The 22,847-nt window shown below is 40.8% G+C and carries 18 protein-coding genes and 1 tRNA gene; 10 read left to right on the forward strand and 9 right to left on the reverse strand.

What is annotated here, in order from left to right:
• Nucleotides 1-18 precede the first annotated feature (18 nt).
• Together VYJ22_RS11615 and VYJ22_RS02995 are read left to right on the forward strand one after the other, a co-directional pair.
• Nucleotides 19-372, forward strand: coding sequence for a transposase (locus tag VYJ22_RS11615; protein ID WP_407989255.1), 354 nt, complete (start codon nt 19-21; stop codon nt 370-372).
• Nucleotides 373-1,042: 670 nt separating this feature from the next.
• The gene (locus VYJ22_RS02995; protein WP_329904972.1) at nt 1,043-1,951 is read left to right on the forward strand and encodes an IS982 family transposase; all 909 of its coding nucleotides are present in this window, start codon (nt 1,043-1,045) and stop codon (nt 1,949-1,951) included.
• Nucleotides 1,952-2,005: 54 nt separating this feature from the next.
• Here the strand turns inward: VYJ22_RS02995 and VYJ22_RS03000 are convergent, their stop codons facing one another.
• Nucleotides 2,006-2,887 carry a hypothetical protein gene (locus tag VYJ22_RS03000; RefSeq protein ID WP_329904975.1) on the reverse strand — a complete coding sequence of 294 codons (882 nt, stop codon included), beginning with the start codon at nt 2,885-2,887 and terminating at the stop codon, nt 2,006-2,008.
• A 755-nt stretch (nt 2,888-3,642) separates the two neighbouring features.
• Here VYJ22_RS03000 and VYJ22_RS03005 point away from each other — a divergent pair.
• The 5 genes from VYJ22_RS03005 to VYJ22_RS03025 all read left to right on the forward strand — a co-directional run bounded on the left by VYJ22_RS03005 (nt 3,643) and on the right by VYJ22_RS03025 (nt 9,918).
• Nucleotides 3,643-3,951 (forward strand): hypothetical protein, encoded by a 309-nt coding sequence (locus tag VYJ22_RS03005; protein WP_329904976.1) that lies wholly within the window; start codon nt 3,643-3,645, stop codon nt 3,949-3,951.
• The gene (locus VYJ22_RS03010; protein WP_329904977.1) at nt 3,948-5,774 is read left to right on the forward strand and encodes a right-handed parallel beta-helix repeat-containing protein; all 1,827 of its coding nucleotides are present in this window, start codon (nt 3,948-3,950) and stop codon (nt 5,772-5,774) included. The genes VYJ22_RS03005 and VYJ22_RS03010 overlap by 4 nt, the downstream gene beginning before the upstream one ends.
• A 361-nt stretch (nt 5,775-6,135) precedes the next feature.
• Complete coding sequence (locus tag VYJ22_RS03015; protein ID WP_329904978.1) at nt 6,136-6,963, forward strand: AraC family transcriptional regulator; 828 nt, start codon at nt 6,136-6,138, stop codon at nt 6,961-6,963.
• A gap of 95 nt (nt 6,964-7,058) precedes the next feature.
• Entirely contained in the window at nt 7,059-7,697 is a 639-nt protein-coding gene (locus tag VYJ22_RS03020; RefSeq protein ID WP_329904979.1) for a DUF417 family protein, read from the forward strand.
• Nucleotides 7,698-8,361: 664 nt separating this feature from the next.
• Nucleotides 8,362-9,918: an L-lactate permease gene (locus VYJ22_RS03025; RefSeq protein WP_329904981.1), complete on the forward strand. Its 1,557-nt coding sequence runs from the start codon at nt 8,362-8,364 to the stop codon at nt 9,916-9,918.
• A 596-nt stretch (nt 9,919-10,514) separates the two neighbouring features.
• On the opposite strand, the gene VYJ22_RS03030 is transcribed toward VYJ22_RS03025, so the two are convergent.
• The 6 genes from VYJ22_RS03030 to VYJ22_RS03055 all read right to left on the reverse strand — a co-directional run bounded on the left by VYJ22_RS03030 (nt 10,515) and on the right by VYJ22_RS03055 (nt 17,779).
• The gene (locus tag VYJ22_RS03030; protein ID WP_329904982.1) at nt 10,515-11,639 is read right to left on the reverse strand and encodes an endonuclease/exonuclease/phosphatase family protein; all 1,125 of its coding nucleotides are present in this window, start codon (nt 11,637-11,639) and stop codon (nt 10,515-10,517) included.
• Nucleotides 11,640-11,685: 46 nt separating this feature from the next.
• Nucleotides 11,686-12,615: a rhomboid family intramembrane serine protease gene (locus VYJ22_RS03035; protein ID WP_329904983.1), complete on the reverse strand. Its 930-nt coding sequence runs from the start codon at nt 12,613-12,615 to the stop codon at nt 11,686-11,688.
• A complete protein-coding gene (locus VYJ22_RS03040) occupies nt 12,599-13,327 on the reverse strand; it encodes a rhomboid family intramembrane serine protease (protein WP_329904984.1) in 729 nt (242 codons plus the stop codon). Before VYJ22_RS03040 ends, VYJ22_RS03035 begins: the two co-directional genes overlap by 17 nt.
• Before the next feature lie 124 nt (nt 13,328-13,451).
• Nucleotides 13,452-16,382 carry a putative LPS assembly protein LptD gene (locus tag VYJ22_RS03045; protein ID WP_329904985.1) on the reverse strand — a complete coding sequence of 977 codons (2,931 nt, stop codon included), beginning with the start codon at nt 16,380-16,382 and terminating at the stop codon, nt 13,452-13,454.
• A 71-nt stretch (nt 16,383-16,453) separates the two neighbouring features.
• Complete coding sequence (locus VYJ22_RS03050) at nt 16,454-16,993, reverse strand: HD domain-containing protein (RefSeq protein WP_329904986.1); 540 nt, start codon at nt 16,991-16,993, stop codon at nt 16,454-16,456.
• Nucleotides 16,994-17,146: 153 nt separating this feature from the next.
• On the reverse strand, nt 17,147-17,779 hold the full coding sequence (locus tag VYJ22_RS03055; protein ID WP_329904987.1) for an HAD family hydrolase: 633 nt from the start codon (nt 17,777-17,779) through the stop codon (nt 17,147-17,149).
• 155 nt (nt 17,780-17,934) lie between these two features.
• On the opposite strand from VYJ22_RS03055, the gene VYJ22_RS03060 reads away from it, so the two are divergent.
• From VYJ22_RS03060 to VYJ22_RS03070, 3 genes are read left to right on the forward strand one after another with little or no spacing between them, the layout of a single operon-like run.
• The gene (locus tag VYJ22_RS03060; protein ID WP_329904988.1) at nt 17,935-19,029 is read left to right on the forward strand and encodes a DUF2027 domain-containing protein; all 1,095 of its coding nucleotides are present in this window, start codon (nt 17,935-17,937) and stop codon (nt 19,027-19,029) included.
• A gap of 18 nt (nt 19,030-19,047) precedes the next feature.
• Complete coding sequence (locus VYJ22_RS03065) at nt 19,048-19,500, forward strand: CYTH domain-containing protein (RefSeq protein WP_329904989.1); 453 nt, start codon at nt 19,048-19,050, stop codon at nt 19,498-19,500.
• Nucleotides 19,501-19,533: 33 nt separating this feature from the next.
• Nucleotides 19,534-21,726: a S46 family peptidase gene (locus tag VYJ22_RS03070; protein WP_329905560.1), complete on the forward strand. Its 2,193-nt coding sequence runs from the start codon at nt 19,534-19,536 to the stop codon at nt 21,724-21,726.
• A 528-nt stretch (nt 21,727-22,254) separates the two neighbouring features.
• Here the strand turns inward: VYJ22_RS03070 and VYJ22_RS03075 are convergent.
• Nucleotides 22,255-22,327 (reverse strand) — tRNA-Thr (locus tag VYJ22_RS03075).
• Nucleotides 22,328-22,374: 47 nt separating this feature from the next.
• The gene (locus VYJ22_RS03080; RefSeq protein ID WP_329904990.1) at nt 22,375-22,821 is read right to left on the reverse strand and encodes a hypothetical protein; all 447 of its coding nucleotides are present in this window, start codon (nt 22,819-22,821) and stop codon (nt 22,375-22,377) included.
• Nucleotides 22,822-22,847 lie beyond the last annotated feature (26 nt).

Genomic DNA, 22,847 nt, shown 5'->3' on the forward strand with positions numbered 1-22,847 from the left:
CATGGATGTGATAATTATGTGTTTAGAAACTGTTTTGAATTACACAAAGCCTTTATCAGTAGGCCGTTTTTTATCTTAGGTGTAACAATCACATTACTTACTAAGATCGATAAAAAGATTTACTCAACTGACCTGACTGATAAACAGAGGGAAGTTAGAGAAAAATTAGTAGATGGCAAAGCCCGTAAGCCTAAATATTCGCTTCAATCAATATTAGATGAGATCTTCTATATAGTTAAGACTGGTTGCCAATGGCGGATGTTGACTTCAAATTTTGCACCGTCCAATACAGTTTATTATTACTACCGTAAATGGAAACATAATGGATTAATAGGGGAAATGCATGAAATGTTGCGTGACTTGCCCACTTGAGTGCAGGTCGTCAAGTGAATCCAAGTTTGGGTTTGATAGACAACCGTAATATTAAAATCTCCCGTAATGGAGCTTTAGAGCGTGGTATGAAAGAGAATCAAAGGACGTAAACAACACATTATAACCGACACAATGAGGGGGTAGTATTAACGGTAGTCATCCATGCGGCTAATATACATAAATCGACTTTTGGTGTAATTAAAAGTCTGAAAGGAATATTCTCATTGTTATCCAAAATTATAGCAGATGGAGAGGATGCGTGAACTGCCGGAACAAATATATCGATACAAGAGGTAGTACTTCGACCTGAACAAACTTGGAAGTTTGTTCTCCTGCGTCAAAGGTGGATTATGGAAAGATCTTTTTCATGATTCGAAATCTACAGGAGATTGAGTAAAGATTACGGGATTGATACGGAGGCATCACAAAATATGATATATCTGAACATGGTACAAATAATGCAAATAGAATCAAATAATAATAATCAAACAGTTTCTTATAATCTAAATATATTAACGTGAGTTCGATATAAGGGATAATAGGAATAATAGAGTTTAGAAAGTGTTGTAAATCAGTGTAATTTCTTATGTATTTCATTGCAAAAGTGGTGAATTATTTGTATCTTATTAGTTGATAATCAATAAGATATAAACAAACAAAACACCACTTTATGAAAACAAATATAGTTGAAATTTTCTGTCTTACCGATGATTTTTCCAAACTTTTCGATACCTTGATTCAGCAAAGAACCCTTTGCGAAGGAAACAAAAAGCGAAGAAATCGCAAGTTTAGGATGTCCGATGCTGAAATCATGACTATTCTGATTCTTTTCCATCATTCGAGGTATCGCGATTTTAAGTCCTTTTATCTTCAATATATTACGCAACAATGTCATTCGGATTTTCCTTCGTTGGTCTCTTACAATCGTTTTGTGGAATTACAAAGCAAGGTGGCATTCAAACTAATTTCATTTCTCAATATGTGTTGTTTGGGCGAATGCACCGGTATCTCATTCATTGATTCCACACCTTTACGCACCTGCCATATCAAGCGGGCACACGGGCATAAGACCATGAAAGGATGGGCCCAAAAGGGCAAATGCAGTATGGGATGGTTCTATGGTTTCAAACTACATATTGTGATTAACGACCGGGGTGAAATCATTCAATATCAAATCACACCGGGGAATACGGATGACCGTGCTCCACTTAAAGGCGGAACCTTCACGAAGAAACTATTCGGCAAACTTGTTGCCGACAGAGGATACATCTCACAAAGTCTTTTCGATAAGCTCTTCATTGACGACCTACACATGATTACGAAGATAAAGAAAAACATGAAAAACACTCTGATGAGCCTTTATGATAGGATATTACTCAGGAAAAGAGCCCTTGTGGAAACCGTTAATGACCTACTCAAAAACGTTTGTCAAATAGAGCATACACGACACAGAAGCGTCAATAATTTCGCCATTAATTTGATTGCCGGCATAATTGCCTACAATCTGCTACCCAAAAAGCCGGAATTAAACCTAGAAATCATACACAATCCATCAACCCACTTAGTACACCACGCTTAGACCGAACTCACGTTATATTACTATTACAGAAAGAAGGATGGTGCCTTCCATTATTTAAGAGGCAGGGGCGAATACCCAATAGGAGAGTAAATAGCGTATGGGCATAAATTGTGCAGATTGGTATTTGCTTTGGGGTATTTCCTCTACAGGATATAAGTAATAGAAATTGCTATGTACCCTGAATACAAGAAACAATTCTTTAGTCTTGTCTATATGGGACGATTCTTCGGGCTTTTTAGCTCTTTGAAGTAATTCTTTTACCCTTTTCCCTTCTCCATAAGCCGGGTGATAGGGTAGTTTCTGTTTAGACTTATAGTATCGGTTGCCAATTCTGAAATTTGCTATTTCTTTGTCAAACAGGTATTCATGAGGCGTATTTAATAGTCCGCCACAATCGATTAGTTCGGCATTCCGTACACGAACGTCAATATTATTGATTTTTTTGTAAGGCTCATTGATCTGCTCAAATTCTTGGTATTTAATGTATTTTCTATTGAGAAGAACATTGATCCGGAAAGTATCAGGCGCATATGCGGCATCGTATGAGCAAAGCATGCCTTCGTCATATCTAAGCAAAATCTTGTACCTGAAATGGTCATCTTCATTCTGATGCGATTGGTAGTATTTGATTGCTTTTTCTTCAGCCTCTTGGGGTGATAGGGCATTGAGGGTTTTGAGAGTATCCGGGGAGATTCTTTTTTCGGAGTATTTATTGAGATTAAAGTTGTTCACCCCCGATCGTTTGATATAATACCACAGTTCACTTTCTTTCCATTCAAAACGATCCAATAACGGGCGCAGATCACAATACACATATATAGTATCTATATTGATGTACTTCGTTTTGTCAATGTCATGATTAGGGGCACTTATATTATGTCCAATCAAAAATATGAGTAAGATGGAGATTATCTTACAGGTATTTTTCAATTTCATGTTTACTCTTCATTTTTTATTTTTCAGCTTACTTTTCTTTCCTTGTATTTACGATCTCCTGATCGCATATTTTGCCTCGCGATCAGTTTTTTCAGATTCCTCCCGGTGTCGATTGTGTTTCTATTATAACTTTTCTTATTGCTAATATAACTAAAGAGGCTGTAAGAATATTTACGTTCAAAGTTAAATATCCTTACACTTTTAATTTTAAAACAATTTATAAATATTAAACTTATTATTGTATATTTTGGTGTATCTTATATATTGTAATAGAGAGTTGTAAATAACTTATAGTTTCAGGATCAAGGTCTATAATGAAAAAAATTACTATTATAATGATAGTTCGTGGTTGCTCTGAAGAAATATTCCTCTTCTATTAATTCTAATATTTGGTGAATATATGTTAATACCCTTTCTTTTTGATATTCAATTTTTTTAATGAAATCAGTAGAATGTATGATTTAATGCGAATAAATGAGGGCTGGATGGTGTTATATTCAGATTACTTATCACTTTTGATATATAAATAGGAAAGGCTTCAGCATCCAGAGCAAGAATAGAACAGTATCTGTTTCCACATTTTCAGTGTCCGTAGCAATTTCTTTTTGAGGTGTAATGTGTTTTATGAGACTGTTGCAAAAGTCAACAGTCTCATGGATTTTGGAGGCAAAGCCGACAAAAGACACTTTGATCGGGCAGAGAAGGTAAATTGCAAGGCGCTAAGAGTGAGTGCACAGGGAGTTTACTTCCGGTAAATGACCAAGCACGAATCTCGCAAGCAACGAAGCAATTTGCCTGCTATGCAACGGTCTCTTTATCTTGCAGGTATTCTTTTCGGTTATTTTGCATGTGAATATTTTTTCTCTCACATGCATTATATTATACCTGCTGTAAGGGTAATAGCTATCATACGCATGGAGTATGACTGTATTTACAAAGCGTCCTTTTACAAGGTGCGGTTTATGGATAAAATGATTTTAAGGGGTATCTTTGTTGCCGATCTCTTTGGATCGTTGTATGGACGATCTGTTGGGCTATTGGCAATAAACACAACCATTACATGAAACGTTGGTTTTATATCTTTTGCATCGCATGCCTTTGGGGTAGCGGTATGACTTTGCGAGCGCAATCGCTCCGTGACAATCCTCTCCACACCATACAGAGCTTACAGCATAGGCTCAGTGCTCTGACAGGTAAACTTCATCAGTCTCCTGTAGTGATCGATCTACCTCAGGGTTATATTCATTTTCCTGATTCATTGGCTTCTTCGCGGGAATATTATATCTCCAATCATGATCAGGTCAATCCCCGTAAAATCGGTTTGGTATTGGAGGATCTGCACAACGTGATTATAGACGGTCATGGAGCAGAATTGGTTTGCCACGGACGTATGATACCACTGGCGTTGGTAAATTGCACCAATGTTACCTTGCGCAATTTCTCCATTGACAATGCTGATCCCGTTTTACGACAACTCAAGGTTATAGAAGTGTCGCCTGACAAAAGTAGTATGCTTGTAGAGGTAGAATTGTCCGGTAAATACAAGGTTGAGGATAATAGGTTCATTGCCATAGGATCGGACTACGAGTATCGCCCTGAGGTATGTATGGGATTTCGTGCCGACAAGCGCCTTACTTACCGGCGGGCAGATATGGTGTTCAATCCCCGTAAAGTGAAAGATTTGGGGAATAGCAAGCTCAAGATCGAAGGATGGAAGGAGATAGCACTGTGTAGTAAAGGCGAACGCTTGGTGCTACGTAATTATGACCGCCCTGCTCCGGGTATTTTTATTGACCATTGCAGTGATATCACCCTCAACCATGTGCAAGTGCACTATGCTGAGGGTATGGGTTTGGTAGCACAGATGACGGAGAATATCATGTTGGATGGTTTTTCGGTATCTCTCCGGGGTAAGAGTGATCCCCGCTACTTCACTACACAAGCTGATGCCACTCATTTCTCCGGATGTAAAGGACTCATTACTTCTCGTCAGGGACTTTATGAGGGCATGGCAGATGATGCCATCAATGTACATGGCACCTACCTCAAAGTGATAAGGCGTGTTGATAACCGCACCCTGATCTTACGTTATTTGCACCCACAGACGTGGGGCTTTGCATGGGGATATGCCGGTGATCGAGTGCAATTTGTAAGATCCGATCTGATGCAAAGAGTGGGGAGTGATACTTATAAAATAAGCCGCATCAGCCCCGCGGATACTGACAGTGTGCAGGGTGCAAAAGAATTCTGTGTCATATTCGACAGGGATCTGCCTCAGGAAATCTCATCCCACAACGGCTACGGAGCAGAAAACCTCAGTTATACCCCCGAAGTCATATTTAGTAACAATCTTATTCGTAATAATAGAGCACGTGGAGCTCTCTTCAGCACACCTCGCAGTGTTGTTTGTGAGCGTAATACTTTCGACCATACTCACGGCACAGCCATCCTGTTGTGTGGTGATTGTAACGGCTGGTACGAAACTGGAGCATGCCGTGACGTACTCATCCGTAACAATAAATTTGTCAATGCCCTTACAGCCAATTACCAGTTTACCAATGCTGTGATCTCTATCTCCCCTGAGATTCCCGACCTCAAATCCCAAACACTCTATTTTCATAGCAATATACGTATTGAGGATAATGAGTTCGATACCTTTGACCGTCCTTTGCTTTATGCCAAATCTGTCAATGGACTTCGCTTCACAGGTAATGTGATCCGATACAATAAGGAGTTTGAGCCTTTTCATCATAATACCTATCTCTTCAATTTCGAGAAGGTAAAATGCGTTGTGATCAAAGACAATGCATTCTTCCATGCTTGGCAAAAGCCAAATGATCTCAAAGTTACCTTATCCCCTCCTGAGGCTGTTAAGATAATACCCTGATATTTTCTCCACTTCCTTTCCTGACATCAGAGGAAACGTAGAATCCGTCCTTGACACAGGTTCTATTCCTGGTGTTACACGACGGATAACCCCCAAGAGGGATTTGAGTGTTTGGCTTAAAGTTTGTACCTTCACAATATGAGACTGTTGCAAAAGTCAACAGTCTCATGGATTTTGGAGGCAAAGCCGACAAAAGACCCTTTGATCGGGCAGAGAAGGTAAAGTGCAAGGCGCTAAGAGTGAGTGCACAGGGAGTTTACTTCCGGTAAATGACCAAGCGCGAATCTCGCAAGCAACGAAGCAATTTGCCTGCTATGCAACGGTCTCAATATACAACCGTAAAAGCGAGCAAACTGCAGGCATGGATATCAATTTAGTTGCTTTGGATAGGAAGTTCGGTAAGGATTTCGTGGTACCTTACACATCCCCTCAATATCATGTGTTGCTGTTTAGGGGTAAGGGCTCTTTCATGCTTGATTTCACGTCTTATGATTTTTCGGGGGATACGGTATTGTTCTTTACTCCTTATCAGACGTTTCACTGGCTGGGTGATGAAGGTACAGAGATTAATGTGTTCACTTTTCACGGTGATTTCTATTGCATAGAACAGCACAAGAAGGAGGTTGCTTGTAACGGGCTTCTCTTCAATAATATCTACCTTTATCCCCATATCACGATATCCAATAAAGACTATGATGAACTGCAATGGCTTCTCGGCAAAATAAAAAAGGAGATGGAGCAGACTGCACAATTCTCTGATGCCGTAGTGAAGGCTTATCTACAATTGGTGTTGGCTCTTTGTAGTCGTGAGAAGACACTGCAACTGCAACGCTCTGATGCGGAGATAGTATATAATAGGAGTATTGCAGAAGTGCAGGATATCATAGATCAGCATTTCATCACCCGTAGAGATGTTGCTTTCTATGCCTCTATGTTGGGGCTTTCTCCCAATGCATTTACCAAGAGAACAAAACAGTACTTCGGAAAAACTCCAACACGTCTTATACAGGATCGTGTAATACTCGAAGCCAAGAAGATGTTGCATCTCTCTTATAGTTCCGTCAAGGAGATCGCTGCCAAACTTCACTTTGATGACGAGTTTTACTTTAGCCGCTATTTCAAAAAGGCTGTAGGGTTGTCTCCCGCACACTATCGAGATCAGGTGGGAGTTTCTATTGTGGCAAAATAGTCTATGTGATATCCTTTTTTGTCCATTTTCAGCAGAGCCTCTGTGTCATAACTTTGCAATATCAAAGATTTTAAATGACTAAACATACTCTATCAATGGAAAAAATCAATCACTTCATCAACGATGCTCTTCTCTTTCTCTCTCATAGCCAAAAGTACTTTATCAACTTTATCCGTGTTGCTATTTTTGTAGTCATGGTGTGGATTGGTGGGCTCAAGGCCTTTCAATATGAAGCAGACGGTATAGTCCCATTCGTATCTAACAGCCCTTTTATGAATTTTCTCTATCATAACTCTCACAAAACAGCAATAAATGAAAAGGGTGAAGTTGTGAAAGAATATACTCTCCATAAAAACCCTGAGGGTAAAGTATTGGCCAAGAATATAGAGTGGCACCAATCCAATGGTACTTATCTTTTCTCCTATGGTTTAGGCTTGTTTATTGTGATCATAGGTACACTTACTTTATTGGGAATCTGGAGTCCTAAGATTGGAGTTATAGGAGGTGTGCTTACCTTTCTGATGTCTTTGGTTACTCTGTCTTTCTTGGTAACTACTCCTGAAGTGTGGGTGCCTAATCTGGGAGGTGATATGCCTACACCTAATTACGGATTTCCATACCTTTCCGGAGCTGGGCGACTTGTGATCAAGGATATCATCATGTGCGCAGGAGGTCTCATTGCCGCATCTGATGCCGCTACACGCTTGCTTAAGAGGAGAAAGCTCTCTGTTTGATCAACTAAAGCTCTTGTATAGAGCGTAAAAGACTATTAGAGACCGTTGCATAGCAGGCCAATTGCTTCGTTGCTTGCGAGATTCGCGCTTGGTCATTTACGGGAAGTAAACTCCCTGTGCACTCACTCTTAGCGCCTTGCACTTTACCTTCTCTGCCCGGTCAAAGTGGCTTTTGTCGGCTTTGCCTCCAAAACCCATGAGACTGTTGACTTTTGCAACAGTCTCATGATAGTACTCGTCTTTCAACAGCTATTTCATATATACATGAAGACTTTGAGCGGGTACTTGGTCCTGTTTTGTTTATACCATTTCGTCATAGTCCTATCATTTTAGATTCTTTTTTTTCGATAATGGCATATAAATGCACGTAGTAAAAAATTTTTTTACTTAGGCAAAACAAGGTTGATTATATTGCAATCCATTCTTTTTGTTAAGGAAAATAATGAGCCTTTTAAATGGCAGAATAATAAAACATTACAGAAGCCTCACCGGGCTATAACGGAGTCTTATAAAGGATAACTAAATGTGATTATTTTTTCATCATATTGATAGGAAAAGGATTGAAAAATTGCATAAATACTACCAAAATGTTGGTAGATGTTAATAATTTAATTACTTTGGTACACTTGTTTATAAATGTTTAACCAATCTATATTGAGAAATTATGTCAGTTATCCTATCTCTATTGCCAATATTATTACTTATAGTATTGATGGTTGGCTTTAAAATGGCCGGAGACAAAAGTGCCGTAATCGCCTTGTTAACAGCAGCAGTGATTGCTCTTTTTGCAGCACCGGCATTAGGCTTCGCGCCGAGTGATTTTTACCATGGAGGAGTTTTTTGGGCTTTTATTGAAGGAGCGCTCAAAGCTATCTTCCCAATCTTGATCATCATATTGATGGCTATTTACAGCTACAATGTATTGCTGGAATCTAAAAAGATCGAAGTAATCAAGCAGCAGTTTGTAAGCATCAGCGAAGACAAGAGTATTCAAGTTCTTTTATTAGTATGGGGCTTCGGAGGTTTGCTGGAAGGTATGGCAGGCTTCGGTACTGCAGTGGCTATCCCCGCTGCCATCCTGATAAGTTTGGGCTTCAAACCGGGCTTCTCGGCATTGGTAAGCTTGATTGCGAATAGTGTGGCTACCGGCTTCGGTGCTGTGGGTGTGCCTGTGATGACTTTGGCCAATGAAGTAGCTCAAAGTGGAACTGCTACCACGGCAGAAGTGCAGCAAATCAGTGCCAATGTGGTATTACAGCTTTCGTTGCTGATGTTTATCATTCCTTACATCATCTTATTCCTTACAGACAAGAGTGCCAAAAGCCAACCTAAAAACATTGTATTGGCATTGCTGGTAGGTGGTGTTTCATTAGGTGTGCAATATGCAGCCGCTCGTTATTTGGGTGCAGAGACTCCTGCTATCTTCGGTAGCTTGGCTTCTATTCTGGTGATTATCCTTTTTGCTAAGATCACAGCCAAGAAAGGTTCAGAGGCAAAACCCAAAGTTCATTTTACGGGCAAACAGCTTTTCGAAGCATGGAGCGTGTATTTGTTTATACTCGTGTTTATCGTATTGGCAAGTCCGTTATCGGGTCCTATCAGCCAATTCCTCAAAACTCACCTTGTAAGTAAAGTTGCTCTTCCTATTTATCATGCGGGGAAAACCTTCAATTTCGGATGGCTCAGCAATGCAGGCCTGATGCTCTTCCTCGGTGCATTTATCGGAGGTCTTATTCAAGGTTTGAGTGTAAGTAAGTTATTAGCTATCCTTGGTAAAACGTTTATCAACCTCAAGAAGAGTGGCATTACTATCATTAGCCTTGTGGCTATGAGTTCGATTATGACTTATAGTGGTATGATTCTCGTTATCGCAACAGCTTTGGCAGAAGCCACCGGACAATTCTACCCGCTTGTAGCTCCGCTTATCGGAGCCATCGGAACATTTGTTACCGGTAGTGATACTTCGTCCAATATCTTGTTTGGTAAACTACAGGCAGGTGTGGCTAACCAGATTGGAGTTAATACCAACTGGCTTGCAGCTGCTAATACAGCGGGAGCTACGGGTGGTAAGATTATTTCTCCTCAAAGTATCGCCATTGCCACGGCATCATGTAATCAACAAGGACAGGAAGGAGCCATATTACGCTCATCTATTCCCTATGCCCTGTTCTATGTTGTGATAGCCGGTCTGATGGTTTACTTCATGGTACCTGCTGTGTGATGTGATATAATTGAAAAGTGCAGGTATATATTCCCCCGCTTTTGTGTATATGCACAATTAGGTTTATAAAAACATTTTTGAGGGAATAGTTATGAATAAGGCGACTGCAAAGCAGTCGCCTTATTCTTTTTACGTCCAATGATCGTAGATCGTCTGTACTGTTGGGGGGGATTCGGTAAAACACATTTCCCCTTCATCTCTCAAACTGAGACTGTTGCAAAAGTCAACAATCTTGTGGATTTTGGAGGCAAAGCCGACAAAAGACACTTTGACCGGGCAGAGAGGGTAAAGTGCAAGGCGCTAAGAGTGAGTGCACAGGGAGTTTACTTCAGGTAAATGACCTAGCGCGAATCTCGCAAGCAACGAAGCAATTTGCCTGCTATGCAACGGTCTCAATTTGGGGATTTACTATTTGTAAGATAAAAACGGGAAGGCTGATTTCCAGTTCTGGAAATCAGCCCTCTCGTTCTTTACGTCATATACTCCTAAAATGATTTATGGGATAGAAATAGTACTCAATAATCTAAAGATAGTTCTGATGAATTTGGCACTACCCATTCTCGATAGCTCTTTCTTTGCAGTCAAAAAATAGCAGTCTATGGCTCGAAAGTAAAGTAACTCATGATGGGCTGATGGTCTGAAATCTTGATGGACTGATCCACTCGGCAGCCGTAAGGCCTCATGCCCGGACTACACATTATATGATCAATGCGTACAATATACATGCCTTTGTTGAATGAGTACCCTGGGCCATAGCCTGTATCCATATAGGCATCTCTCATGCCTTCTGCAATTTTGTGACGCGCATAAGAAATCGGTGTGTCATTGAAATCACCACAGACCAAAACATTTTTGACGGGAGATCTCAGGACAGCCTCATGAATATGATTGGCTTGGATAGCCCTACGCCTGTATGCCGGAGCAAACTTGCCTCCCATACTTTCACGCAGTCCCTTGGCATCACCGGCTTTGGCCATACGCAAGTAGCTGTAGCCATCTTGCATGGTAAGCTTAAATGATTCCAAATGACAGTTGATCACCATCATATCCTTGCCTTTGACGTTGAGTATATATTTCATAGCACCGTTGAATGTGGATTCAAGACGGATTCGTTCGGCTTTGAGAATAGGAAATTTGGATAAGATCATCATACCTGTACCTCCATCGGGTTGGGCATAATTGAAATCTATGTATTTATAATCAATTAGATATTCTTTGATATCCTCAAGCGATACATAAGGAGTATCTTCGCTATAGAGCTTGGCCTCTTGAAGACAAATGATGTCTGCATCACTATTCTTGAGGTATTGTAGGATAGGATTTGGCGACATGGCATTGTGCTCGAGAAATCCAAAAGCCATGACATTATAGGAAAGCACTTTGATATGATCTTGAGGAAGCTTATCTGCGGAAAAACGGTGCAAAGGGGTATAGACCTTGATAGCAGAAAAGGATAGAAGCAGTACAACGAGACATGCAACGATCCATCGCCACTTGCCTGCAAGCAACCAATAAATGGTCACCAGTGCCTGAAAGAAAAGAAGAATAGGAAATACTAAGCCTAGAAAAGCTGGGGTGACAAGTCTTACGGGAGATATCCACATACTCCCTACGCTGAGAAGAAAGAGTATAATGATGACGCCTGATGCTATAGATGCTATTGCATTGAAGACCCGGGACGTAACAATGCTCACATTTGCTTTGTTTTTCTTTTTTGTCACACCGGGATTGTTGTTTGGGATAACAGGCTCCATGATGTTCTTCTTATTATTTTAGTTTGTTACTTTGGTCGAATAAATCTCTCTTTTCATCATCAGTGAGGCTGCCATAGCCTGACTCCTTTATTTTATCAAGCAGTTTATTGATTCTGTCTTGATTTTTTTGTGAAGGGGAGGGTTTGGATGATTTATCTTTGTTGGGATCAATGTGCATGGAGTAGAGATTTTCTCCTCCTCCCTTGCTTACATTAGTAGTCTTATTGATCTTGTTCCTCCAATTTACAAGTCTGTCAATCAATCGTTGTAGCCAGACGGTGATATCCTCGCGCTCTTTGCTCATCTTGAGAGCAAAAATCAAGCCTAATGCTGCTCCGCCCAAGTGTGCGATGTGACCCCCGAAATTATTGCCGCCTAGGAGTATTATATCCAAGATAAAAAGCGCTATGGCTAAGTAATGTATCTTTACGGGACCGAAAAAAAGCAATTCGACTCTCTCCCATTTTGCATAAAAAGCAACACCAAAGATAATCCCCATGACTGCTGCTGATGATCCCAATAGATTAATACCGGCCGTGTGAGCTCCCGCCCATGTGAGAGCATGATATGTACCGAAGTAGATAGCTCCCCCTGTAATGCCACACATGAGATACAGTGCAAGGAATGAGCGCGGAGAGAAGTAGCGGAGGAAAAGAGTACCGAACCAATAAAGGAACAGCATGTTGAATAAAAGATGGAAAATACTCTTGTGGACCCACATGTAGGTGAGTATACCCCATGGTCTCCTGCTGAATAGATACATATCAGGAAAGAGTGCAAACTCATCCCAGATGTCCCATCCGGTAAAGGCAAAACGTGTATAAAAGAATTGTGCCACCAACAATACGGCGTATACGACGCAGTTGATAACTATGACACGACGAGTAATATCTGCTCTATGCCACCAATTCTGAATATATGACTTATTAATTGTATGGGCCATGTATATGTCCTTTTTTTCTCCACAATAAAATGAGGATAAGACCACCCAGCATACCTCCCAAATGCGCAAAGTGTGCTACACTGTCGGCTCCTCCTCCCATAGAACGCACTCCTAGGAAAAGCTCGGCAAGACCATAGATAATCACAAAGTATTTCGCTTTGATGGGGACGGGGATAAAAAGAAAGAAAATAAGATTGTTGGGAAACAGCATTCCGAAAGCTAGTAGTAAACCAAAGATAGATCCTGAAGCCCCTACAGTCACTGCCATGTTGAGAAGTTGTGATGCCGGCATGTTCATTCCATTGCCTACATTGACCATCTCATTGCCCAAAGCAGCTACGCTGCTCAGATCTATCGCCCAAATGGCTTCCTGCACAAGTGCTGCAGATACTCCGCAGGTGAGGTAAAAGAATAGATACCGCCATTGTCCCCAGGCCTGCTCTACAATACCTCCAAACATCCAAAGTGAAAACATATTGAAAAATACGTGATCAATGCCTGCATTGCTATGTAAAAACATGTAAGATACTAGCTGGAATGGATTGAACTCTGATGCCTGAAAGTAATGTAGCCCGAACATGGAAATCAAGTCAATACCGTAGCGAGGTAATACCATCTCTGCAAACCAGATCAAAAAGTTGATGATTATAAGATTTCTTGTAACAGGAGGGAAAATACCTCCCAGATTAAATTTGCTGCTATTATTGTTCATAATCAATTTGCAAGTATATAATTACAGTAGCATTTCAATAGTAAAATGCTCTGACTGGTTGTTATCTAATTAATTATCCGGATTCACTTAAGCCTGAAGCAGCACCGGAGTATGAGTTTTTGTATCAATACCAACGTGCGTTATTGTTGTCGGAGCGTCGTTTATTCCATTTGAGGTCATGCAACAGAGAGCTCTTGACACCGATGGTAATATTATAGGACTTATAAAATCCTATGGGAATAACGCTACCCGTGAGAGACCAGCAGTGCATATCTCGTGTGAGATTGATCATCAAGTTTGTAATTTTTTTACGCTCAACATCATAGTTCATATTGAAGTTGAATGACCAGTTTTTGGTCGGTTGTAAATTACCGTTGAAGGAGAGGTTGTGCGTGTATCGATACTTGAATCTTTCTTTTTCCGGAATATACCTGTCACGCATTACATTCACACTGTAGTTGATGCCAAGGCTCCAAGGAAATTCCGTTTTAAGATAGCCGTATTCGTCGTACTGCCCCTCATCATCGTCGTCATGAGAGTGCAACAAGGATGTATTTTTTTTCTTTGTTTCATCTTGTTTCTCATCCGGCTTTCCGGTGTCAGGTTTATCTTTTCCGTCTTTAGTTTTATCCTCTTTATCTCCGCCAGGCCCTATCCCGAGTAAGCCCAGTAATTTCTTGACATTATTATTATTGAGTGTGTAGTTGAAACTTGTCCCCGTAGAAACCAAACTCCCTATGCCTTTTCCATTCAATATTTTCAGTCTGTCCACTCTGAATGCATGCACCTCACCACGTTCGTCGCGAACATAGTCGTACATATAAGGGTCGAAGTCTCCACTGAGATTCAATACAAAGTCTTGTGAAAAGCGCAGTGTAAGCGACGTGTTGATATTGGTCCATTTGAAAGAGTCTGCTGCTATGTTATAACCGACACCCCATCGGAAGTTATCGATAAGGCTGATCTTTTTGTCTACCGTATCTTTTTGCGCTATTTTAGCTTCGATATTATTGTCCGCACTGAACGAAATCATCGATGAGCGACCCATAGACGGTACACCGAAAAGTTGTCCTTCGTATGGAGAATATTTCATTGTACGTTCAATACCATCTTTACCGTAATAGGTAATATCTTTCCAGTATCCCCAGTGTCGCTGTCCGAAGTCAGGTGTAAAGCTGTAAGAAATACTTGGAGTGAATCTATGGCGGATCATTTTGATCTTATTTCGGAAGAATAACGGCTCATAAAAGCCATACATAACCGTACTGGCAGATACTCCTCCGTTGAAATCAAATACACGATTGAAACCATTAATGGTATCAGTATTTTCTAATCTATCCGTTGTAGGATTGTAAACCTTATTATACTTTTTGGTGTACCAGCGCTCGGTATAGTTGGCATTAAGGCTGATATCCACGTAATCAAAAAGCTTATAAGAAGCGGATAGAGGTATATTGTGCCTGATTCCGTTTTCCCAATCCTTGAGTAGGTTGGATTTAAGTAGCTTATTTTCTTTTGTAAGAATATGATTACGCATTTCCCCGTTATAGCTCATACTAATCTTTTCGTACCACTTCTCACTACCTACTCTCACTTTGCGTTTGAATGGAAACACACGTGACATGTTTACTGAGAGGTTGGGTAGAGTAAGGCTGATAGTGCTATCAATGGATCGTTGGGCGATATCGAATGAGGCTGTTAGTCGCCATGGAGTCCCGGGAAATACACGAGAGTAACTTACGGAAGATGTTTTGGTATTCTCTCCCAATTTTTGAGGGTCGTAGCGTCTGTCGAGCGAGTTGTGGTTATAGCTACTGGTTGAGTAGTTTACACTTGCTGAGAAGGTGCGCAAGGGGTCGGCTTTCGGGTCTTGTGAGTGCGTCCATCCGATACGGAAGTCTTTGCTCTTGGAGTATTCCTTGGGTACATCTTTGTCTCCTATTACCGTCTGGATATAGCTGGCGTCAAAGGCTCCGTTGAATTTATATCTTTTGCGGTATTGTGAACGTGCCTGCACACCCCATGAGCCTCTGGTATAAATGCTTCCCGTCACAGCTAGATCAACATAGTCATTGAAGGCAAAATAATACCCTCCGTCTTGGAGATAAAAACCTCTCTGCAGTTCGTCTCCATATTTGGGCATGATAATTCCCGAAGAATATTTGCTTGTGAAAGGAAACATTCCGAATGGCAGTCCTATGGGAAGAGGTACATCCGCGAGTACCAGATAAGCCGGCCCGAAGATTACCTGCTTTTTGGGTTTTACCTTTCCCTTGGTCAGCTGTAGATAGAAGTGAGGATGGTCATGTCTGTCACAAGTCGTGTACTTACCGCCTTCCAAAAACATGGTGTTGTCTGCCATCTTCTTGGTTCGCTCTGCATTGAGATAACCCTCACCTTGCTGAGTTACTACCCCTGTGATATATCCTTTACTAGTTTTGAAGTTATAGTTCATAGACTTAGCTTCGTAGGACTCATCACCATCGGTATATTTAGGGAAATAGTTGGGTTTACCCACGCTGTCCAGGACATATTGGGTATAAACCTGACTACTATCCATATTGATACGCATGTAGCGCGATTCTATATTCTTGGTTTCGTATTGAATTTTACTCTCGCCGAATAGGTATGCCATATTTGTGTTGATCATTACCATGGAGTCCTTGGCTGAATAATTCACCACATCGGATAGCTCAAACTGCTTTTTCTTCGGCTCTTTATTTATGGATGCACTGTCTTTTTTATCGGTAGCTAATGAATCTTTTTTCCCTTGAATGCTATCCGCAGAGATTTTGTTGAAACGATTGGCTATTGAGTCAATCTTACCTTGTACGCTATCTATTTCAGCTTTCTGCTGATCTACCGAAGTATCCTTTGCTTGATTGCGAGCGTTCTTTACATTATCGGCAATTGCTTTGAGATTCTTATCCATGGGCGATGCTGACGTAGGACTATTCCCTACGCCTGACTTTGCTGTACTACAAGCTGAAAATATCATTCCCGTAATAATGATTACAGGAAGCAGATTGCGGATAAAACTCCGTTTTAGATGCATTCGTATGTAACTTTCGCTATATTTTTCAGAAAGCAAAGATAGTGAAATCCTGCTATCTGATAAGATTTTAATTAACCTCCAAACATCTTATCAAGCTCTTCGAATCGCCTTACAGCCTCATCACCGTATTTTTTCATGCTGATTCGTATTTTATCGGCTGTTTTGACTTTTTCGAGATTACTTTTAGAATAGAACTTATCCGCATAGCAAATTATTTTCTCTTCAATGCTTTGAGGCGTATATATTCCTTCGGGAAGATCTATTTTCCTATCCTTGATCATTTTCTTTGTCAGTCCACTGCCTGTATGGCGTTCGCAAACCTTTGCGTGCTGTGCCATACCTTCATGTCGTAAGAGCTCTGCTCCCAGATATCCATGACGTATATAAGGTTCGGTTCCGTGACAATCTATGCCCGGGGCATCGGTAAGAAACATTCCTATGTCATGAAGCATGGCAGCTTCAGCAATAAATTGTGAATCTGCATGCAATTCCGGGTGTTGTCTGGCTATCCTCAGAGCCATGCTGGTAACATCCATGCTGTGGCGTACCAGTATATTATAGGCTTTGGATTCCGGGTTGTAGTATTTCTTAATAATTTCTAATGGATCCATCCTTCATGAAAAGATGCTTTATGCAAAAATATACAAAATAATTCCGTCAGACACATATATAATCTTCAAAACGTTTATGAATTCATACCTCGTTATATTTGTCGCACCCCATGAAGGTGTTGTTATGTGACATCTGCATGCAATTTCTTTGTATTATTTTGCATGTTGCCTGAGTATTTCTTTCAAAGGCTCTCGCCAGTCTTCATAGTTTTTGGGGCAATAAGTGATGAAACCCATCTCATCAGCTATTTTCACATTGGCCGGACTGTCGTCAAGAAACAGAGTTTCCTCTGGTCTTATCTGACCATCTTTTATCATGTATTCGAATATTTTCTTGTCAGGCTTCACCATCTTCATTTGATATGAGGCATATACTTTTTCTGCGAAACTGCTGAGCTTGCGTCCGCCCGGCAGGAAGTCATCACCTTCAGCATATTCCATGATATATGGGTTAGTGTTGGAGAGGATAAAAATTCGATAATCCTTGCGCAGTTTGTCTATAAAATCAAACTTATATATGCATACCTCCTCCAGAAAACCCTTGAGGGCATAAAGTATATCATCATGCGTGAGCTTTTCCAGTTTGGAATGCTCTTTGAGTGCTTCTCTAAACTCTTCACCGGAGAGAGAGCCTTCCTCCAACTTCAGAAAAAGCCCGCTTTGTAAATATGGATCCAACATTTCATCAGCATCCTTGACACCTAAAGCTTCAAAGCGACGTACACTCTCGTCCCTGTTGAGGTGTATAAGCACCCCACCGAGATCGAAAACTATATTTTTTATCATTATAATTCTTGTTTTTTTACCGTTGGCTTGACGCCAAACGAACTACGATATTACAAAAAATATATGATATCAAGGAAGCCTTCCTTTTTCTATCCTATTTATTTCAGACTAAAAAATCATAACTTTGAGGAATAGACTGATAAAAGAATAATTCTATGAATAGTGTCATCAAGAAAGGCGATAAAGTAAGATTTCTTAATACAACCGGAGGAGGCAAGGTCTCTCGTGTCGAAGGTTCCGTTGTTTGGGTAGAGGATGAAGACGGGTTTGAGATACCTACCCCTGTAAGAGAGTGTGTAGTGGTACAAGATAACGATACTTTTATGCCGGCGTACAACCCCCCGGTATTGAAGTCTCATCATCCTCAGGAGGAAGTTCAGCCATCACCCTCGTCCGAGCGCAAATCTATCCCCCGGGAGCTAAAACGCTTGCCCTATACTTATCTTCCTAATCATAATAAACTCAATGTCTATTTAGCTTACCTCCCCCTGGATCACCACAAGATAGGAACAGAGCCTTATGAAGCTTATCTGGTAAACGATAGTAACTTTACACTGTTTTATACCTATCTCCATCAGCAGAGTGACGGTAAGTGGATTTTACGTGCATCAGGGTTCATTGAACCTAATATTAAGCTATTTATTGAGGAGTTTCAAGCTTCAGATCTGAATGATCTTGATAGAGTCTGTGTGCAGATTGTTGCTTATAACGAAGATAAGCCCTTTGATCTCAAGGCTCCTGAAGCTGTACAAATACGACCTGATATTACAAAGTTTTTCAAGCGACATAGCTTTCACGAAAATGATTTCTTTGAGGAAGATGCTATTGTGTATCCACTTATCGAAAATGATCACAGAAATGAGCAAACCCGTATCAAACCTGATGAATTGGAACAAGCTATGCTGTCTAAGAAACATCATGCTCCTGCTCCTGCCCGAAAGGAGAAAAGTGCATCTTTGGATTCTAATAAGATAGTAGAGATAGACTTACACATCAATGAATTATTAGATGATACGTCAGGTATGAGCAATGCTGATATCTTGGAGTATCAGTTGAGCAAGTTTCGTGAGGTAATGGATGACTATCAGGGTAAGATCGGACAGAAGATCGTTTATATCCACGGCAAGGGTGAAGGTGTACTGCGCAATGCTCTCGAAAAAGAGCTCAAGCACAAGTACCGAAAATGTACTTTTCAGGATGCGTCTTTCAGAGAATATGGCTATGGTGCTACTATGGTAACTATACACTGATCCGCGCTAGCTATAGACATGGAAATCGAACATAAATATCTAGTGCACGATATGGGCTTTGTAAATCAGTCAGTGTCTGTATCTCATATTATACAAGGTTATTTGGTTGCTCGTGAAGGATGTACCGTAAGGATCCGAATCCGTGACGATGAAGCTTTTATTACAGTGAAAGGAAAATCATCGGAAAATGGGCTGTCCCGTGATGAATGGGAATATCCGGTGCCTCTCTCAGATGCTCGTGACATGATTTCACTTTGTGATGGACATGTTGTGAGCAAGAAGCGTTACCTTGTGCCTTATAGAGAAAAGGTATGGGAAGTAGATGTGTTCGAAGGGCGTCATGCCGGGCTTATATTAGCCGAGTTGGAAGTTGAGACGGAATCCGAAACATTTGATTTGCCCTCATGGATAGGGGCAGAAGTCACGGGGCAGAAGCAATATTACAATGCTCGTATGGCTTTGGATAAATAAAATACACAACAACACTTATTAATAATATCTATGATGAAAAAAACTCTTTCTTTTTTTATGCTACTCTTTGTTTGTGTGACGTATAGTTATGCTGATGAAGGGATGTGGCTCATGCAGCAGCTTGGGCGCAAATATGCCGAAATGAAAGCCCGAGGGCTTAAACTCAAAGAGTATGACTTGTACAACCCCAACGGATCCAGCCTCAAAGACGCTGTAGTGATATTCGACAGGGGTTGTACCGGCGAGATTGTTTCCTCACAAGGGTTGGTCTTGACCAATCATCATTGTGGCTATGATGCCATACAACAGCTTAGTTCTGTAGAGCATAACTATCTGGATGATGGTTATTGGGCTATGGATTTTAAGCATGAACTCCCTGCCCAAGGGGTCACCGTAACATTTATTGATAAGATAGAAGATGTGACGTCTTATGTAAAAGAGGAGCTCAAAAACATTACTGACCCAAACAGTATGGCTTATCTGTCTCCTAAATATCTTGATGGGTTGGCTCTGAAAAAGGTAGGCGAGCAATACCTCAAGTCACATCCCGGTATTGAGGTGGAGATAAAAGCCTTTTATGATGGCAATATGTATCTCATGTTTACCAAGAAGATTTACTCTGACATCAGATTTGTAGGAGCTCCTCCCAGTTCTATAGGGAAGTTTGGTGCCGATACAGATAATTGGATGTGGCCAAGACATGCAGGGGATTTCTCTGTTTTCCGTATCTATGCTGATAAAGACGGCAATCCGGCCCCTTATTCTGAGCGTAATGTCCCACTCAAACCAAAGAAGTGGTTTAATATTTCTACAGGAGGTGTGCAGAAGGGTGATTTCGCCATGATTATGGGATTTCCCGGTACAACCCACCGTTTTTATACACCTCGTGAAGTGGATGAGTGGAAGAGTATTGACAATGATATACGCATACGCATGAGGTCGATACGTCAAGAGGTTATGCTCAGAGAGATGCTCGCTGACCCGAAGATCAAGATCATGTACTCTGCAAAATATGCATCATCGCAAAATGCTTACAAGCGTGCTATTGGAGCCAATTGGGCAATAGAGAAGCGTGACTTGAGAGCCGCTAAACTCAAGCAAGAACAGGACCTATTGGCATGGGGAAAGAAGAATGGCAGAGATAGCTACAAGAAGGCAGTCGATAATATCTCTGCTACGGTAGACAAGCGCAAGGACCTACGCACTCGTCTTTGGTATCTTGAGGAAGGTATTCTCAGAGGTATAGAGTTTGCAGAGGCTCCATTTTTTCCAAAGGAATTGTCAGCTGACTTCTCATCTAAGCCTGACGAAGTGATCAAAATGATCGATAGCCAATATCATAAATTCTATAACAAGGACTATAGTCCTGAGGTAGATCGCAAGATAGCCAAGGCTATGCTGTTGGAATACACCAAGCAGATTGATAAGCAATACTGGCCTGTTGCTTTGCGTGAGGGAATAACTGAGAAGGAGAGTGTTGATGCTTATGTCGATTATATTTTTGATAATTCAGTCTTCGCTTCTGCAGATAAATACAAAAAGTTTGTAAGCGATAAATCCAAATTTGAAGAGACTATCAAGGCTGATCCTATGTCTCGTTTCGCTGAATCAGTGATGAGAGAATATTTTACATTGAAAAAAGAGGTAGCAAAGTATGACGATCCTATCAACCAATCACGTAAAGTATATGTTGGAGGTTTGATGGATCTCAAAGGTCAACCCAACCTATGGCCCGATGCCAACTTTACACTACGCTTTACTTATGGAGAGGTTAAGGGGTATTCCCCTTCAGATGCCATTGATTATGGTCATCAAACTTATCTCAAAGGTGTAATGGAAAAAGAGGATCCCAACAATTGGGAATTTGTAGTAGACAAAAAACTCAAGGATATTTACAACCAAAAGCACTATGGATACTATGGAGGTAAGTATGGCAAGAAAGGACGTTGGGGAGTCATCGCTCCTGACGGTAAAGTCAAGATGCCTGTAGATTTCTGTGCTACCACACATACTACCGGAGGAAACTCAGGAAGTCCTGTCCTTGATGCCCGAGGAAATCTTATCGGTCTCAATTTCGACCGCAACTGGGAAGGTGTAGGTGGAGACATACAATATCTTCCGGACTATCAAAGAAGCATCATCGTTGACATAAGATATGTGTTGATGGTGATACAAGAAATGGGAGGGTGTGAACGTTTGATTGACGAGATGAACTTTTCTAAGTAGAAATCTCTAATAGGTGATTTCTGGTAGTTACACTATTTTCAGAATCAATCATCTGTTTTTAATATCCTGTTTTATAGCATAAACCGGCCGTAGCCCGATAGGTAACCCCTCATCGGTATGCGGCCGATTTTGATAAAAACACCTTGTTGTAGTAATAAGAGACTGTTGCAAAAGTCAACAGTCTCATGGATTTTGGAGGCAAAGCCGACAAAAGACACTTTGACCGGGCAGAGAAGGTAAAGTGCAAGGCGCTAAGAGTGAGTGCACAGGGAGTTTACTTCCGGTAAATGACCAAGCGCGAATCTCGCAAGCAACGACGCAATTTGCCTGCTATGCAACGGTCTCAATAAATAATCAGATATATCGCTTCTGAAAAAAGACCTAAAAGGGTTGGTAAGTATTGATTAAATTTGGTCATAGAATCATTGTTGTATCTATGAATATACGGGCAAAAAAAGACTGCGCCCACTTGGATAAAGTGTAGCGCAGTAAACACATTAACAACAATCTTATTTCTCTTATACTTTGAGCCGAAAGCCGGACTCGAACCGGCGACCTATTCATTACGAATGAATTGCTCTACCAACTGAGCTATTTCGGCATCAAGCACTGATACTATTCTTCTAAAAGCCCCGCAAATGTACGAATTTATTTAATATCTCCTAAAAGATTATCGAGGAATTTGTCCAAATCTTCGTTTAGTCCTTCCAATAAAGGATCATCTATTTTCAAAAGATCATCATCAATGAATAGAAGCTCTTCGATTGTACTGAAATCTTCTTCAACAAGTTCGATAGAAAACGGTTTCACAAACATGGGGTTCTCCCAAAAGCCACGCTGCTCCAATCGACTTACCGTCTCGCGTAAGGCCTCAATTATCTCCTGTGAAGGCTCATCGCATTTCTCTTCTACCCACGAATAGATGACACACGAACCAATCTGCTCATCAGTATCGTCATAAAGAGAAACTTCACCTTTTTCCGTATCAATCTGCACAAACAGATCTCTCACAGAGCCGATGATTTTGGTATTGCATTCATTGAGAGATTCTACGAAGAGATTCCTCAATAAGGTCTTTTCTTTGTCGCTTGTCATATAACCGTTGTTGATGATTCTTTTAT

The sequence above is a fragment of the Porphyromonas pogonae genome, from assembly GCF_036320655.1.
GTDB lineage: Bacteria > Bacteroidota > Bacteroidia > Bacteroidales > Porphyromonadaceae > Porphyromonas > Porphyromonas pogonae.

Bases quoted from the DNA above. Each gene is read 5' to 3' on its own strand.
- VYJ22_RS03010 (WP_329904977.1), top strand. From the start codon at position 3,948: ATGAAACGTTGGTTTTATATCTTTTGCATCGCATGCCTTTGGGGTAGC.
- VYJ22_RS03040 (WP_329904984.1), bottom strand. From the start codon at position 13,327: ATGAACAATAATAGCAGCAAATTTAATCTGGGAGGTATTTTCCCTCCT.
- VYJ22_RS03070 (WP_329905560.1), top strand. From the start codon at position 19,534: ATGAAAAAAACTCTTTCTTTTTTTATGCTACTCTTTGTTTGTGTGACG.
- VYJ22_RS03055 (WP_329904987.1), bottom strand. From the start codon at position 17,779: ATGATAAAAAATATAGTTTTCGATCTCGGTGGGGTGCTTATACACCTC.
- VYJ22_RS03035 (WP_329904983.1), bottom strand. From the start codon at position 12,615: ATGGCCCATACAATTAATAAGTCATATATTCAGAATTGGTGGCATAGA.
- VYJ22_RS03020 (WP_329904979.1), top strand. From the start codon at position 7,059: ATGGAAAAAATCAATCACTTCATCAACGATGCTCTTCTCTTTCTCTCT.
- VYJ22_RS03025 (WP_329904981.1), top strand. From the start codon at position 8,362: ATGTCAGTTATCCTATCTCTATTGCCAATATTATTACTTATAGTATTG.
- VYJ22_RS03080 (WP_329904990.1), bottom strand. From the start codon at position 22,821: ATGACAAGCGACAAAGAAAAGACCTTATTGAGGAATCTCTTCGTAGAA.
- VYJ22_RS03005 (WP_329904976.1), top strand. From the start codon at position 3,643: ATGACCAAGCACGAATCTCGCAAGCAACGAAGCAATTTGCCTGCTATG.
- VYJ22_RS03060 (WP_329904988.1), top strand. From the start codon at position 17,935: ATGAATAGTGTCATCAAGAAAGGCGATAAAGTAAGATTTCTTAATACA.
- VYJ22_RS03000 (WP_329904975.1), bottom strand. From the start codon at position 2,887: ATGAAATTGAAAAATACCTGTAAGATAATCTCCATCTTACTCATATTT.
- VYJ22_RS03015 (WP_329904978.1), top strand. From the start codon at position 6,136: ATGGATATCAATTTAGTTGCTTTGGATAGGAAGTTCGGTAAGGATTTC.
- VYJ22_RS03045 (WP_329904985.1), bottom strand. From the start codon at position 16,382: ATGCATCTAAAACGGAGTTTTATCCGCAATCTGCTTCCTGTAATCATT.
- VYJ22_RS03065 (WP_329904989.1), top strand. From the start codon at position 19,048: ATGGAAATCGAACATAAATATCTAGTGCACGATATGGGCTTTGTAAAT.
- VYJ22_RS03050 (WP_329904986.1), bottom strand. From the start codon at position 16,993: ATGGATCCATTAGAAATTATTAAGAAATACTACAACCCGGAATCCAAA.
- VYJ22_RS02995 (WP_329904972.1), top strand. From the start codon at position 1,043: ATGAAAACAAATATAGTTGAAATTTTCTGTCTTACCGATGATTTTTCC.